This is a genomic window from Agrobacterium sp. A3-95, assembly GCF_053521785.1.
This window is the reverse complement of record NZ_JBNWDR010000005.1, coordinates 251514-264981: the sequence shown is the minus strand read 5'-3', so window position 1 is coordinate 264981 and position 13468 is coordinate 251514. Positions and strand designations below refer to the sequence as shown.

Below are 13468 nucleotides of genomic sequence, written 5' to 3'. Positions count from 1 at the left end.
CAGGACATGCGTAAAAACTATTCGAAGGCCACACTCATTCAGTGGTGATGGGCCTTGTCATCAATTGTTGCATGGCGCTCGCCACGTCCAGATTGCCGTCGATGATGGCCGCAACCGCCTCGGTCACCGGCATGTCTACAGCGTGATGTTCGCCGAGCCGGGCGGCAACGGCTGCCGCAAAGGCGCCCTCTACCAGCCCGCCGGACATGTCCTTGCCTTCGCCCCGGCCAAGCGCGATGCCGAAACGCAGGTTTCGCGACTGGTGGCTTGTGGCGGTCAGCACGAGATCGCCAAGGCCGGAAAGACCGCGCACCGTATCGGCCTTGCCGCCCATGGCAACGACCAGACGCGACATCTCGGCAAGCCCCCGCGAAATCAACGCCGCCCGTGCGGAATCGCCGAGGCCCGCACCTTCAACGATGCCGGCGGCAATGGCGAGCACATTCTTTAGCGCGCCGCCAAGCTGCACGCCCGTGCGGTCGGTCGAGGCATAAAGCCTGAAGGTTCTGCCGGAAATCGTGGTCGCCAGCCGCTCGGCGATGACAGCGTCTTCCGCCGCAATCGCCATCGCCGTCGGCAGTCCGCGCGCGATATCGGCCGCAAAACCAGGCCCGGAGAGAACGGCGATTGGATGATGCGGCAGTTCCGCTTCCAGAAGTTCCGTCAGCAGCCGGCCGGACACCCGGTCGATGCCCTTGGCGCAGGTAACGATGATACAATCATTAGCCAGATAAGGACCGTAATGTCGCGCCGCATCGGCATGGGCCTGAGAGGGCATGGCAAACAACACGATGCCTGCATCGGCCAGTACATCCGGCTCAACGGAAAATTCCAGCGCGTCCGGCAGGTCTACACCCGGCAGGACAGCCTCGTGAATACGATCAGCCCTTAGATCGGCCATCAGGGACGCATCACGGCCAAGCAGGGTCACGTTATGCCGGTTCTCCAGCGCGATGACGACGGCGAGCGCGGTTCCGAAGGCGCCAGCGCCGATGACGACGATTTTCTCCCGCTGCATCAGGCCTTGGCTCCCCTTTTGCCGAAACCGATCAATGTCTCCGCGCTGCCATCAAGCGGCCAGCGCGAGCGCGGCGCGATCTCCAGCGCATCGGGTTCCCGGCCGCATGCCATCCGCTCCAGCCCGGCCCAGGCAATCATCGCGGCATTGTCGGTGCAGAGCCGGTGCGGCGGTGCGACAAAGCGGAACCCGTGGGCATCGCAAAGCGCCTGGAGGGTCTGGCGGATTTCCGTATTGGCGGCAACGCCGCCGGCCACTACCAAAGCGGGCTCCGTCTCGAGATGCGGAAACTCTTCCTTAAAGCGGGCAAGGCCACGACCGATACGGTCCTTGAGCGTGCGTGACACCGCCTTCTGGAAGGAGGCGCAGATATCGGCAATATCCTGATCCGAAAGCGGAGCGATCGCGGTTGCCGCCTGCCGCACCGCTGTCTTCAGACCGGAGAAGGAAAAATCGAGTCTCGTCTCGCCGACCATCGGGCGCGGCAGTGCAAAACGGTCAGGGTTGCCTTTCGCTGCTGCCTTTTCAACCGCAGGCCCGCCGGGATAGGGCAATCCCAGAAGCTTCGCAGTCTTGTCGAAGGCTTCCCCAAGCGCGTCATCAATGGTCGTACCCCAGCGCTCGTATTCACCCACACCGCGAACCAGCACAAGCTGGGTGTGGCCGCCGGAGACCAGCAGCATCAGATAGGGGAAGGAAAGACCGTCGGTCAGACGCGCCGTCAGCGCATGGCCTTCGAGATGGTTGATGGCGTAAAGCGGCTTGTCTGCAGCCTTCGCAATCGCCTTGCCGGTCATCAGGCCCACCAGCAGACCGCCAATGAGGCCGGGGCCGGACGTGGCCGCGATGGCATCGACATCGGCAAGGGTGACACCCGCCTGTTCCAGCGCTTCTTCCACCAGCGTGTCCAGCGCCTCGACATGGGCGCGGGCAGCAATTTCGGGCACCACGCCGCCATAGGCGCTGTGTTCCTCAAGCTGCGACAAAACGACGTCGGACACGATCTCGCCACGTCCGTCCGCATGCCGAACCACAATGGATGCAGCGGTTTCGTCACAGCTTGTCTCTATGCCGAGGATACGAAGAAAGGGGGTCATCAATTCTGTTCGTTCATTGCGATCATGCGCTGAGTTGGTCTAAGACAACTCCGGTAACAATGGATAGACGCGGATGCAAACAAAACCTTTCCGAATCGGCACGCGCGGCAGCCCTCTGGCGCTCGCACAGGCTTACGAGACCCGTAACCGGCTGATGTCGGCACACGGTCTGCCGGAAGATATGTTCGAAATCGTCGTGCTTTCCACCAAGGGTGACCGGATAACCGACCGCGCTTTGTCGGAGATCGGCGGCAAGGGTCTGTTCACGGAAGAACTGGAGAGCCAACTTCTTTCCGGCGAGCTCGATATTGCCGTGCATTCCTCCAAGGACATGCCGACCGTTTTGCCGAAGGGCCTTTATCTTTCCGCTTTCCTGCCGCGCGAGGATATGCGCGACGCCTTCATTGGTCGCACCGCACCAAAGCTTCTGGAACTACCGCAGGGCGCCGTTGTCGGCTCCGCATCCTTGCGCCGCCAAGCGCTGATCCGCCGCCTGCGTCCGGACCTGAGCGTCATCATCTTTCGCGGCCAGGTCGAAACCCGCCTGCGCAAACTGGAGGAAGGCCAGGCGGATGCCACGCTTCTCGCCTTTGCCGGCCTGATACGGCTGGGCATGGAGAACGTCCCGACGGACATTCTCGACCCGAAGGAATTTCCACCAGCCCCCGCGCAGGGCGCGATCTGCGTCGAGAGCCGTATTGGCGACACACGCATGGACGAGTTGCTTTCACCTATCAACGACATACCCACCTACGATGCCGTTACCTGCGAGCGCGCCTTTCTGGCCGCCCTCGATGGTTCCTGTCGCACCCCGATTGCAGGCTTTGCTACCTGCCACGGCGAGGAACTTCATTTCTCCGGCCTGATCCTCACACCGGATGGACAGACGAGCCACAGCGTCGAGATTTCCGGTGCTCGCAAGGATGCCGAGGACTTGGGTCGAAAGGCCGGTGAAGACGTGCGCGCCAGGGCAGGCAGCAACTTCTTCGACGGCTGGAGCTGAGCCGATGCGGATCGTCGTCACCCGGCCGCTTCGTTCGGGCGAAAAGACGGCCGCAAAGCTTGAAGCCCTCGGTCACGAGCCGGTGCTTCTTCCGCTGTTTCATCCCGTCCACCACGGCGAGCGCGCCATATCAGCGCTATCGGAGCCGCTCTCGACCATCGCCGTGACCAGCGCCGAGGCCTTGCGGGCGCTTAGAGATTTCCGCCACCGACTTGCGCCCCATCTTTCGAAACCGCTTTTCGCCGTCGGTGAGGCGACGGCGGAAGCGGCGAGGGAAATCGGCTTCCAAAACATCCTCACCGGATCTGGCGATGCGGTGGCTCTCGCGGGGCTTGTCTCGGAGCATCGCCCCCTAACGGAGAGCACAGATCCATTGCTCTATCTTGCCGGCACGCCGCGAGGCGCCGTGTTCGAGGACGGCATTGCCGCTGCGGGAATTTCCTTCCGGACCGTCGAGTGTTACGAAATGCAGCCGTCAGACCTTTCAGACGATATGCTCGAGACAGCGCTTGTGAAGACAGCTGCCGATGTGGTCCTGCTCTATTCGTCGGAAGCCGCACGGGCCTTTTTCCGCCACGCATCGTCGGAAAAATATGTGGTGGCGCTGACCACCACACAATTCGTCTGCATCAGCCGCAATGTGCTTTCACTGGTTCCGGAAATCTTCCGCGCGAACGCCGCAGCCGCCGAAGGGGCAAACGAGGCAGCCATGTTTGAACTTCTCCACCGAAAGTCTGGAACCTAATTCAGGCTCGCCTCTTTCCTTTGCCGCCGTCACTGACTAGGTTTAGACTATTGCAGGCAGAAATGAGGTTGTCATGGTATCGGGAAAGCCGCCACGCCACTCCAAGTCCAACGCCGAACCGGTCACCATCGACCTGGACGCAAAAGACGTGAAAGCAATTTCCGCCGACGTGGATGCTGCGAAGACTGATGACAAGACCGGCGAGACGACACCGGCAGCAGCTCAGCCAAACGTTCCTCCCAAGCCAGAAGCAGCCGAAACGTCCAGCCCTGCTCCCGTCTGGGAACAGACGCATAAAACACCCATGGAGCCTGCACCGAACGTTCACAAGGCAGAACCGGCAACCGGCAAGCCCCAGGTGGAAAAACCTGCCGACAAACAGCCTGAGACAACTTCGCCAAAACCCGAAGCGAAACCGGTGACCAGCGCGACTGACGCAAGCGCTGCTTCCGCTTCCTCGGCGGGCGCAAAGCCTGCGACTTTTGCTTCCACATCGTCGTCCGCAGCATCCGGAAGCGCGACTACTGGTGCAAAGCCATCGACAGGCGCGTCATCCTCCGGACCGGCCAAGCCATCCACGCCACAGCAATCCGAGCGCAAACAGGCGGCAACCTCCGGTGTGATCGCGGCGGGTATCGTGGGTGGCCTCGTGGCGCTCGCAGCTGCTGGCAGCATGCAATATGCCGGCATTCTGCCCTCGTTTAATGTGAGCAAGACCGGAAGCGATGAGATTGCCGCATTGAGAACCGAGCTAGGGAGCCTGCGTCAGCAGCTCGCCAATGTTCCCGCAGCAGGAGGGGATACCTCGGCGCTGGAACAGCGCATCGCCGCTCTTGAGGGCGCAAAGGGCGAAGCCCCGCAGGTGGACGCACTTTCGGAAAAAATAACCGCGCTGGAATCCGCGCTCACGTCAGAGCGTTCCGCGCAGGCCTCAGCAACGGCGGAACTGACACGCCGCCTGACTGACGCGGAAACCAAGATCAATGAACCGCGCGACGATATCGAAGTCGCCCGCGCCATTGCGTCGGCCGCACTGAAAGCCGCGATCGATCGCGGTGGGCCGTTCCTCACTGAACTCGACACATTGTCTAAGGTAACCCCGGACGATCCGGCAATCGCATCCTTGCAGTCTTTCGCCGCAACCGGCGTGCCATCGCGCTCGGAGCTGATGCAGAAATTCCCCGACGTTGCGAATGCGATGCTTTCGGCGATCAATCGGCCCGACCCCAATCAGGGCATCATGGAACGTCTGACGGAAAGCGCCTTTTCGCTGGTGAAGGTCCGCCCCGTCGGAAACATCGAAGGCGAGACCCCCGACGCCATGATCGCGCGCATGGAAAACAAGTTGCGCAACGGAGATCTGCAGGGTGCGGCACTTGAATGGAATGGGCTTCCGGAGGCCGCCAAGACAGCATCCGCCGACTATAAAAAATCTCTGGATGCGCGCATCGAGGTCGAAAACCTGGTGGGAGGCACGTTAAACCGCGCCATCACCAGCACCGGCAAGCAGGGGTAAGGCATGACCAGAATTCTGACTTTCGTCCTCATCGTTCTGGCGCTCGGTTTCGGTTTCTCCTGGCTGGCGGACAGGCCCGGTGTCCTCTCAATCGTCTGGCAGGGCCAGCTGATCGAAATGAGCCTGATGGTCGCCGCCTCCATCGTTGCTGCATTCGTTGCGGCCGTCATGCTGGTCTGGTGGGTCGTCAATGCCATATGGACATCGCCGAACGCGGCACGACGCTATTTTCGCGCCCGCAAGCGCGACCGTGGTTATCAGGCGCTCTCCACCGGCCTCATCGCCGCCGGCGCCGGCAACGCCATTCTGGCCCGCAAGATGACGGCCCGCACGCAGGGGCTTCTCAGTGCTGATCAGGAGCCGCTGATCCACCTGCTTGATGCGCAGGCCGACCTCATCGAAGGCAAATATGACGAGGCGCGGCGCAAATTCGAGGCGATGGCCCGCGATCCTGAAACCCGCGAACTTGGCCTTCGCGGCCTTTACATCGAGGCGCGCCGACAGGGAGCCCATGAAGCAGCCCAGCAATATGCCGAGGACGCAGCCGAAAAAGCCCCCTACCTGCCTTGGGCAGCACAGGCGACGCTGGAAACCCGCTGCCGCAACGGCGAGTGGGATGACGCGATCCGCCTGCTCGACCAGCAAAAAGCAGCAGGCGTCATCCAACGCGGCGAGGCTGAGCGGCTGAAAGCTGTGCTTCTTACCGCAAAGGCCGGTGAAAAACTGGAGAGCGACCCGGTGGGTGCGCGCGAAGACGCAAAACAAGCCCTCAAGCTTGCAAAAAGCCTTGTGCCCGCAGCATTGATCGCAGCAAAATCCTATCTGCGCGAAGACAATCTGCGCAAGGCCGCAGCGGTTCTGGAACCGGTATGGAAGAACGATCCCCACTCGCAGATCGCCGATCTCTATGTTCGGGCGCGCAGCGGCGATACGGCCATTGATCGCCTTAAACGTGCCGGACGGCTTGAGAGCCTGAAACCCAACAACATCGAATCCCTGTTTGCCGTGGCGCAGGCAGCTCTCGACGCCAAGGAATTTGCCAAGGCACGTGCCAAAGCGGAAGCCGCCGCCCGGATCGAGCCGCGTGAAAGCATCTTCCTGCTGATGGCCGACATCGAGGAAGCCGAAACCGGCGATCAGGGGCGGGTGCGTTACTGGATGGCGCAGGCGCTGCGCGCACCGCGTGATCCCGTCTGGGTGGCAGATGGTGTCACTTCGGAGAAATGGCTTCCGGTTTCGCCCGTGACAGGCCGTCTCGACGCCTTCGAGTGGAAAGCGCCTTTTGGCCAGCTTGAAGGACCTGTCGAAGACCTGACAATCGAAAATGCGATTGCAGCAGCACCGGCAAGGACCGAACAGGCTCCGACCCCGATCGTTGTTGAAGTGGCACCTCAGCCCATTGTTGTGACGAAACCCGCACCCATCGAGGTCAAGCCGGACGTATCTGCCCCGAAGGAGAAAAAGCCGGCAACAAATGAAGTTCCGGTGGAAGCCAGGCCAGCGGATGCGAAGACAGAACCAGTGCCATTTTTCGGTGGTGCACCGGATGATCCCGGCGTCAAGAAACCCGGCGTGGAAGCCGAACCCAAAACCCGGCTAAAACTCTTCTGACAGGCTATCGATGTTCAACCAGATCCAGTCGTTTATTCAAAACCTCGTTGGCCAGCATGCGGATGAATTCAGCCCCGATGATCTGAGGGTCGCGGTGGCCGCCCTCTGTTTTCAGGTAATGGAAGCGGACGGCACGGTCTCCAAAAGCGAGCGTGATCGCCTTCGTGAGATCCTCCACGACTATTATCATCTCGATGCCGGCAAGCTGGACGCGCTTCTTGCCGCAGGCCAGGAGGCCGGCAAGGAAGCCGTAGACTATTATCGCTTCACCACCGATATCCGCCGCCATCTCGATGAAGAGCAGCGCGTGGAGCTTATTGGCATCCTCTGGGATATTGTTTACGCTGACGGCGAACGAAGCGAGATGGAAGATCATGTGATCTGGCGCGTGGCCGATCTACTCGGTGTTTCCGTGCGCGACAGGGTTCTGCAACGTCAGCAGGCCGCCACCAGGTCCGGACCCGCTGAAGAAAGCGAAAACGAAGACGATGCTGTTTGACCCCTCCAGGCAACAGAGAAAACAACCTTCGCTGCTCGTCATCCTGCATCAGGAACGTTCCACGCCCGGCCGCGTCGGCCAGATGCTGGTGGAAAAAGGCTATCGGCTGGATATAAGGCGCCCCGCGCTTGGAGACGATCTGCCGCAAACGCTGGAGAAACATGCGGGCGCCATTATCTTCGGCGGTCCCATGAGCGCCAACGACCCGCATGACTATATCAAAGCCGAAATTGACTGGCTAAAAGTGCCGCTGAAGGAAAACAAACCCTTTCTCGGTATCTGCCTCGGCGCACAAATGCTGTCCAAACATCTGGGTGGTAAGGTAGAGGCCGACCGTGAAGGCAAGGTGGAAATCGGCTGGTATCCGCTTCATGCGACCGAACACGGGCGATTGCTGATGCCGCATTGGCCGAAGATGGTCTATCATTTCCACCGCGAAGGGTTCGATTTGCCGCGGGGAGCGGAGCTTCTGGCATCGGGCGAAACCTATCCCAACCAGGCTTACCGATACGGAAAAAACGCCTGGGGCCTTCAGTTTCACGCAGAACTGACCCGCGCGATGATGCACAGCTGGGTGGTGCGTGGCGCACAGCGTTTCGGCATGCCCAATGCGCAGGTCGGCAGCCAGCATCTGGAGGGGCGCATGTTGTTCGACACACCGCTCCGGTCCTGGCTTGGCAATTTCCTTGATCTGGTTTTCGAAGGCAAACCGCAGCGCTGAGGCGCGTCAGCGTCAGCGTGGTGCGTCGAGATTATCGATCCTGCGCAGCTTCGAAAAGCCGAGTGCCCAGATGACCGCAACCGCAAGCGTGCCCGCCCCGCCGATGACGACGGCTGGCACGGCCCCGACGACATGGGCCATGGTGCCGGCGCGGAACTCGCCCAGCTCGTTGGACGCCCCGACAAACACCATGTTCACCGCATTCACGCGCCCGCGCACCTCATCGGGCGTCCAGAGCGCAATCAACGTTTCCCGCACATAAACCGACACCATGTCCGATGCGCCCATGACCACCAAAGCGGCAATCGACACCCATGCGGTTTGAGAAAGTCCGAACACCACGGTGGAAATGCCGAAAAACCCGACACCGACGAACATCAGCAGGCCGGCATGGTGGCGGATGGGCCTGAACGCCAGAATGACCGCGACGGTTATGGCGCCGATACCGGGTGCCGCGCGCAGAAGCCCAAGCCCCCAAGGCCCGAGTGTCAACACTTCCTTGGCGAAAATCGGCATCAGGGCGACAGCGCCGCCGAGCAACACGGCAAAAAGATCGAGCGAGATGGCGCCGAGAACCACTTTTTCCTGCGAGATGAATTTGAACCCGGCCAGCATGGTCTCGAGGCTGATCGCTTTCGCCGGACCCCGTTGCTCCGGTTTGCGGATCGTCACCGCCAGCATAGCGGACACGATGAACAGCACGAGCGCCACGCTATAGGCCACGGAAGCGCCGAGACCATAAAGCAGGCCACCGGCGACAGGGCCAAGAATGGACGCCATCTGCCATGAAGAGGAGTTCCAGGCGATAGCGTTCGGCAAATCCTCGACAGGCACAAGATTGGGAGCCAGCGATTGCACCGCCGGCCCCATGAAAGCCCGCTCTATGCCGAACACGACGAGAATGGCAAAGACCGGCCAGGGAGAAAAGCTGTGTGCCAATGTCAGGCCGAGCAGAGCCGCCGCGCAACCGGCCGCGATCAGAAGGCATACGGCCATAATGCGCCGGCGATTGTGCCTGTCCGCCACCGTTCCAGTGACAAGGATCAAAAGCAGCGATGGCAGAAACTGGAAAAGACCGATCAAGCCGAGATAAAAGGCATTGCCGGTGACCTCATACATCTGCCAGCCCACGGAAACGCTGACGATCTGGATTGCGAAGGCCGAAAAAAACCGGGCGCTGAAAAAACGGCGATAGGAACTATGCCGGAATGCACCGAAGCGGTTTTCGGCAGAAGGCAGGGACATCGGCTGGGTGCTCTCGAGACAATATGAGAAGTCTGCAATAGAGCGATACGACAAGAATCGCCAGCCCTATAGGCGCAACACTTGCCGGTTCACGAGCGAATGTCTAAATGTCTTGCAATCAAGATACGGAGATATTGATGCTTGCCCTGTTTCAGACCATCGATCTGGCTTTGAACCTCTATACGTGGGTGCTGATCGCCAGCGCCATTTTTTCCTGGCTTTACGCCTTCAACGTCATCAACTCCCGCAACCAGTTCGTGAATGCCATCGGCAGCTTTCTGGTCAACGTCACCGAGCCGGTCCTGCGCCCAATCCGTAGCATTCTGCCTAACCTCGGCGGCATCGATATTTCGCCGATCATCCTGCTGCTGATCATCTTCTTCATCCGCTCCTTCATGTGGAATACGCTCTATCCCATGGTCGCTTGAGCGACCTCTGGCAAAAACACGGCGATCACATACGCCTGTCCGTTCGCCTCACCCCGAACGGGGGACGCGATGCCATTGACGGCGTGGAGCAGGATGCTGACGGAAATGCCCATCTGAAGGCCCGCGTCAGTGCAGTGCCTGAGGGCGGCAAGGCGAACAAGGCCCTGGTTATTTTGCTGGCGAAAAAATTCGGCCTGCCCAAATCGTCCATCACCTTCATTTCAGGTGAAACAGCGCGTAAAAAAATCCTCCGGATCGATACCGACCCGGAGGATTTCGAAAAGCTTTTTAGAAAGCTGGGTGTCTAAAGCAACGGGCTGAAATCAGCCCTGCGTCTTGTAGCGCTCGATGGCTTCGACGATCAGCTTCTTGGCAACGTCGACATCCTGCCAACCGCCCATCTTCACCCACTTGCCGGGCTCCAGATCCTTGTAGTGCTCGAAGAAGTGCTCGATCTGCTTCAGCGTGATTTCCGGCAGGTCGGTGTAGTTGTGGACCTTATCGTAACGGCGCGTCAGCTTCGGAACCGGAACGGCGAGGATCTTCTCGTCCTTGCCGCCGTCGTCTTCCATGATCATGACGCCGATGGGGCGCACATTGATCACGCAGCCGGGAACCAGCGGGCGGGTATTGCAGATAAGAACGTCGATCGGATCGCCATCGTCGGAAAGCGTGTGCGGCACGAAGCCATAGTTACCCGGATAGGTCATAGGCGTGTAGAGGAAACGATCGACGATCAGCGCACCGGCGTCCTTGTCCATCTCGTACTTGATCGGCTGGCCGCCAACCGGCACCTCGACAATAACATTCACGTCTTCCGGCGGATTCTTGCCAATGGAAATTGCATCGATACGCATTCGCTTCCCTCATTCGACGGGGTTGGATTTGGTTTTCGATACTGGGAAAGTCGACGTATTGCAACATGGCTTTAGGCGGATAAGGCAGAATGCCGAATTTGAGGGCATCGGGATTGTGAATGGCCGACCGGAAAAAATGAAACCGGCGTGAAATCACCCGGCTGCGTACTTAGTTCCAGACGAAACCGATCTTGCGCAGTGACCTGCCGCCGAAATCTTCCATGCCCTCGGCGATGTCCCGGCCGCCATGCGAACGGAAAAACCGATTGGCGACCTCGCTATCTTCGAGACACCAGACCACAACACCATTGCAGCCGAGCGAGGTCAGCAGCCGGCGAGCTTCCGTGAACAGCAGCGAGCCAAGACCGATGCCCTGATATTCCGGCCGCAGATAAAGCTCGTAGATCTCGCCGTCATGCGGCAGCCCACGCGCACGGCTTAAGCCCAGCGTGGCATATCCGGCAACCACGCCCTTCACTTCCACCACCAGCATGGTTGCGGAACCCCGGGTCGCCTTCTTCCACCAGATTTCGCCGCGGCGCTCCAGCATCTGCGTCAGCGGTCGGTGCGGGATCAGCCCGGCATAGGCCTGTTGCCATGACAGACGGTGCGCTTCGGCTATTGCGCGCGCATCTTGCGGTTCGGCTCGGCGAACATCTATGGATAACGTTTTCATAACGCGATTCTGGCCCCGACCATGAAAACTTGCCAGCCATAAAGGTTAACGACAGCAAGCTTACCCACAGCCTATTCATGTGGACGACCGAGAAAAATTAACGCATCCTTAACCTTTGACACAAGGGTATTTCGACTCATGCACAAATAAAACATGCGCATAAAAAAACCCGGCTCGCGGCCGGGTTTTTTCAAATTTTTGACGGGAAGCCGCAATCAAACTGCGAGCTTCGCCTTTTCGAAACGCTTGCGATCGTTGGCGTCGAGGAACATCTTGCGCAGACGGATGGACTTCGGCGTCACTTCCATCAGCTCGTCGTCCTGGATCCAGGAAAGCGCGCGGTCGAGCGTCATGCGGATCGGCGGCGTCAGCTTTACGGCTTCATCCTTGCCGGCGGCGCGGATGTTGGTCAGCTGCTTGCCCTTCAGCACGTTCACTTCGAGATCGTTATCGCGAGAGTGAATGCCGATAATCATGCCGGCATAAACCTTCTCACCTGGCTCGATGATCATCGGGCCACGATCTTCCAGGTTGAACATGGCGTAGGCGACAGCTTCGCCCGAACCGTTCGACAAAAGAACGCCGTTAACGCGACCAGCAATCGCACCCTTGTACGGCTGATAGTCGTGGAACAGACGGTTCATGATCGCCGTGCCGCGCGTGTCGGTCAAAAGTTCCGACTGGTAGCCGATCAGGCCGCGGGTCGGAGCGTAGAACTTCAGACGAACGCGATTACCGCCGGAGGGACGGAGCTCAGCCATTTCAGCCTTGCGCTCGGACATCTTCTGAACGACGACGCCGGAGTGCTCTTCATCGACGTCGATCACGACTTCTTCGATCGGCTCCATCATGGCGCCGTTCTCATCCTTGTGCATGACAACGCGCGGACGCGAAACTGCAAGCTCGAAGCCTTCGCGACGCATCGTTTCGATGAGAACTGCCAGCTGCAATTCGCCACGCCCGGAAACGAAGAACGAATCCTTGCCTTCAGCCTCTTCAATCTTCAGCGCGACGTTGCCTTCGGCTTCCTTGAACAGACGGTCGCGGATGACGCGGCTCGTGACCTTGTCGCCTTCGGTGCCGGCAAGCGGGCTGTCGTTGACGATGAAGGACATGGTAACGGTCGGCGGATCGATCGGCTGTGCGGTCATCGCCTCGGTGACGGAAGGGTCACAGAAGGTATCGGCAACAGTGCCCTTGGAAAGACCAGCGATGGCGACGATGTCACCTGCATGGGCTTCATCGATGGACGTGCGCTCAATGCCGCGGAATGCGAGGATCTTGGAAATACGACCGGTTTCGATCGTCTTGCCGTCCTGGCCAAGCACCTTCACGGCCTGGTTCGGCTTGATCGAACCGGAAGCGATACGGCCGGTGATGATACGGCCGAGGAAGGGGTTGGCTTCGAGGATCGTACCGATCAGACGGAACGGGCCTTCTTCAACCGTAGGCTCCGGAACATGTTCGAGAACCAGATCGAGCAACGGTGCAAGACCCTGATCCTTCGGACCTTCTGGGTTGACGTTCATCCAGCCGTCACGGCCGGAACCGTAAAGGATCGGGAAGTCGAGCTGCTCGTCGGTAGCATCGAGATTTGCGAAAAGGTCGAAAACTTCGTTGATGACCTCTTCATGGCGGCCATCCGGACGGTCGATCTTGTTGATCGCGACGATCGGGCGAAGACCAACCTTCAGCGCCTTGCTGACGACGAACTTCGTCTGCGGCATCGGGCCTTCGGAACTATCGACCAGAACGATCGCGCCATCCACCATCGACAGGATACGCTCAACTTCGCCGCCGAAATCGGCGTGGCCGGGGGTGTCGACGATGTTGATGCGAACACCCTTCCACTCCACCGAAGTCGCCTTGGCAAGAATGGTGATGCCGCGTTCCTTTTCGAGATCGTTGCTATCCATCACGCGTTCCGCAACGCGCTGGTTGTCGCGGAACGAGCCGGACTGCTTCAGAAGCTCGTCAACGAGCGTCGTTTTTCCATGGTCAACGTGCGCGATAATCGCGATGTTGCGAATTGCCATTGTTCAAAATCTCTGA

General features: G+C 59.7%; 14 protein-coding genes. 8 read left to right on the top strand and 6 right to left on the bottom strand.

Features of this window, described 5'->3' with window-relative positions; genetic code table 11:
• Positions 1-34: 34 nt before the first annotated feature.
• Positions 35-1018 carry an NAD(P)H-dependent glycerol-3-phosphate dehydrogenase gene (locus tag ACQZ5Y_RS15790; protein ID WP_174050106.1) on the bottom strand — a complete coding sequence of 328 codons (984 nt, stop codon included), beginning with the start codon at positions 1016-1018 and terminating at the stop codon, positions 35-37.
• Entirely contained in the window at positions 1018-2115 is a 1098-nt protein-coding gene (gene tsaD, locus ACQZ5Y_RS15785; RefSeq protein ID WP_013636893.1) for a tRNA (adenosine(37)-N6)-threonylcarbamoyltransferase complex transferase subunit TsaD, read from the bottom strand. Before tsaD ends, ACQZ5Y_RS15790 begins: the two co-directional genes overlap by 1 nt.
• Before the next feature lie 73 nt (positions 2116-2188).
• Between tsaD and hemC the strand changes: the two genes are divergently transcribed.
• The 6 genes from hemC to ACQZ5Y_RS15755 all read left to right on the top strand — a co-directional run bounded on the left by hemC (position 2189) and on the right by ACQZ5Y_RS15755 (position 8210).
• Positions 2189-3118, top strand: a complete 930-nt coding sequence (hemC, locus tag ACQZ5Y_RS15780) for a hydroxymethylbilane synthase (RefSeq protein ID WP_111803898.1) — start codon at positions 2189-2191, stop codon at positions 3116-3118.
• Between the two features lie 4 nt (positions 3119-3122).
• On the top strand, positions 3123-3863 hold the full coding sequence (locus ACQZ5Y_RS15775; RefSeq protein ID WP_111803897.1) for a uroporphyrinogen-III synthase: 741 nt from the start codon (positions 3123-3125) through the stop codon (positions 3861-3863).
• 73 nt (positions 3864-3936) lie between these two features.
• A complete protein-coding gene (locus ACQZ5Y_RS15770) occupies positions 3937-5379 on the top strand; it encodes a mitofilin family membrane protein (protein WP_111803896.1) in 1443 nt (480 codons plus the stop codon).
• Between the two features lie 3 nt (positions 5380-5382).
• A complete protein-coding gene (locus ACQZ5Y_RS15765) occupies positions 5383-6990 on the top strand; it encodes a heme biosynthesis HemY N-terminal domain-containing protein (RefSeq protein ID WP_174050108.1) in 1608 nt (535 codons plus the stop codon).
• Positions 6991-7000: 10 nt separating this feature from the next.
• Positions 7001-7489 carry a tellurite resistance TerB family protein gene (locus ACQZ5Y_RS15760; protein WP_003516699.1) on the top strand — a complete coding sequence of 163 codons (489 nt, stop codon included), beginning with the start codon at positions 7001-7003 and terminating at the stop codon, positions 7487-7489.
• Positions 7479-8210 (top strand): glutamine amidotransferase, encoded by a 732-nt coding sequence (locus ACQZ5Y_RS15755; RefSeq protein WP_003516697.1) that lies wholly within the window; start codon positions 7479-7481, stop codon positions 8208-8210. Before ACQZ5Y_RS15760 ends, ACQZ5Y_RS15755 begins: the two co-directional genes overlap by 11 nt.
• A 12-nt stretch (positions 8211-8222) precedes the next feature.
• Here the strand turns inward: ACQZ5Y_RS15755 and ACQZ5Y_RS15750 are convergent, their stop codons facing one another.
• Entirely contained in the window at positions 8223-9455 is a 1233-nt protein-coding gene (locus ACQZ5Y_RS15750) for an MFS transporter (RefSeq protein ID WP_003516689.1), read from the bottom strand.
• Positions 9456-9592: 137 nt separating this feature from the next.
• On the opposite strand from ACQZ5Y_RS15750, the gene ACQZ5Y_RS15745 reads away from it, so the two are divergent.
• Together ACQZ5Y_RS15745 and ACQZ5Y_RS15740 are read left to right on the top strand one after the other, a co-directional pair.
• The gene (locus tag ACQZ5Y_RS15745) at positions 9593-9883 is read left to right on the top strand and encodes a YggT family protein (RefSeq protein WP_003516688.1); all 291 of its coding nucleotides are present in this window, start codon (positions 9593-9595) and stop codon (positions 9881-9883) included.
• Complete coding sequence (locus ACQZ5Y_RS15740; protein ID WP_174050111.1) at positions 9880-10191, top strand: DUF167 domain-containing protein; 312 nt, start codon at positions 9880-9882, stop codon at positions 10189-10191. The genes ACQZ5Y_RS15745 and ACQZ5Y_RS15740 overlap by 4 nt, the downstream gene beginning before the upstream one ends.
• Before the next feature lie 15 nt (positions 10192-10206).
• Here ACQZ5Y_RS15740 and ppa read toward each other — a convergent pair whose 3' ends face one another.
• The 3 genes from ppa to typA form a co-directional block, all read right to left on the bottom strand.
• Positions 10207-10740 carry an inorganic diphosphatase gene (gene ppa, locus ACQZ5Y_RS15735; RefSeq protein WP_003516686.1) on the bottom strand — a complete coding sequence of 178 codons (534 nt, stop codon included), beginning with the start codon at positions 10738-10740 and terminating at the stop codon, positions 10207-10209.
• Positions 10741-10909: 169 nt separating this feature from the next.
• Positions 10910-11416: a GNAT family N-acetyltransferase gene (locus tag ACQZ5Y_RS15730; protein WP_003516685.1), complete on the bottom strand. Its 507-nt coding sequence runs from the start codon at positions 11414-11416 to the stop codon at positions 10910-10912.
• Positions 11417-11631: 215 nt separating this feature from the next.
• Positions 11632-13452, bottom strand: a complete 1821-nt coding sequence (gene typA / locus ACQZ5Y_RS15725; RefSeq protein WP_003516684.1) for a translational GTPase TypA — start codon at positions 13450-13452, stop codon at positions 11632-11634.
• Between the last annotated feature and the right edge of the window lie 16 nt (positions 13453-13468).

Excerpts from the sequence above, each read along its gene's own strand:
- ACQZ5Y_RS15775 (WP_111803897.1), top strand. The coding sequence starts at position 3,123 with ATGCGGATCGTCGTCACCCGGCCGCTTCGTTCGGGCGAAAAGACGGCC.
- ACQZ5Y_RS15770 (WP_111803896.1), top strand. The coding sequence starts at position 3,937 with ATGGTATCGGGAAAGCCGCCACGCCACTCCAAGTCCAACGCCGAACCG.
- ACQZ5Y_RS15750 (WP_003516689.1), bottom strand. The coding sequence starts at position 9,455 with ATGTCCCTGCCTTCTGCCGAAAACCGCTTCGGTGCATTCCGGCATAGT.
- ACQZ5Y_RS15765 (WP_174050108.1), top strand. The coding sequence starts at position 5,383 with ATGACCAGAATTCTGACTTTCGTCCTCATCGTTCTGGCGCTCGGTTTC.
- ACQZ5Y_RS15755 (WP_003516697.1), top strand. The coding sequence starts at position 7,479 with ATGCTGTTTGACCCCTCCAGGCAACAGAGAAAACAACCTTCGCTGCTC.
- ppa (WP_003516686.1), bottom strand. The coding sequence starts at position 10,740 with ATGCGTATCGATGCAATTTCCATTGGCAAGAATCCGCCGGAAGACGTG.
- ACQZ5Y_RS15790 (WP_174050106.1), bottom strand. The coding sequence starts at position 1,018 with ATGCAGCGGGAGAAAATCGTCGTCATCGGCGCTGGCGCCTTCGGAACC.
- ACQZ5Y_RS15745 (WP_003516688.1), top strand. The coding sequence starts at position 9,593 with ATGCTTGCCCTGTTTCAGACCATCGATCTGGCTTTGAACCTCTATACG.
- ACQZ5Y_RS15730 (WP_003516685.1), bottom strand. The coding sequence starts at position 11,416 with ATGAAAACGTTATCCATAGATGTTCGCCGAGCCGAACCGCAAGATGCG.
- hemC (WP_111803898.1), top strand. The coding sequence starts at position 2,189 with ATGCAAACAAAACCTTTCCGAATCGGCACGCGCGGCAGCCCTCTGGCG.
- ACQZ5Y_RS15760 (WP_003516699.1), top strand. The coding sequence starts at position 7,001 with ATGTTCAACCAGATCCAGTCGTTTATTCAAAACCTCGTTGGCCAGCAT.
- tsaD (WP_013636893.1), bottom strand. The coding sequence starts at position 2,115 with ATGACCCCCTTTCTTCGTATCCTCGGCATAGAGACAAGCTGTGACGAA.
- typA (WP_003516684.1), bottom strand. The coding sequence starts at position 13,452 with ATGGCAATTCGCAACATCGCGATTATCGCGCACGTTGACCATGGAAAA.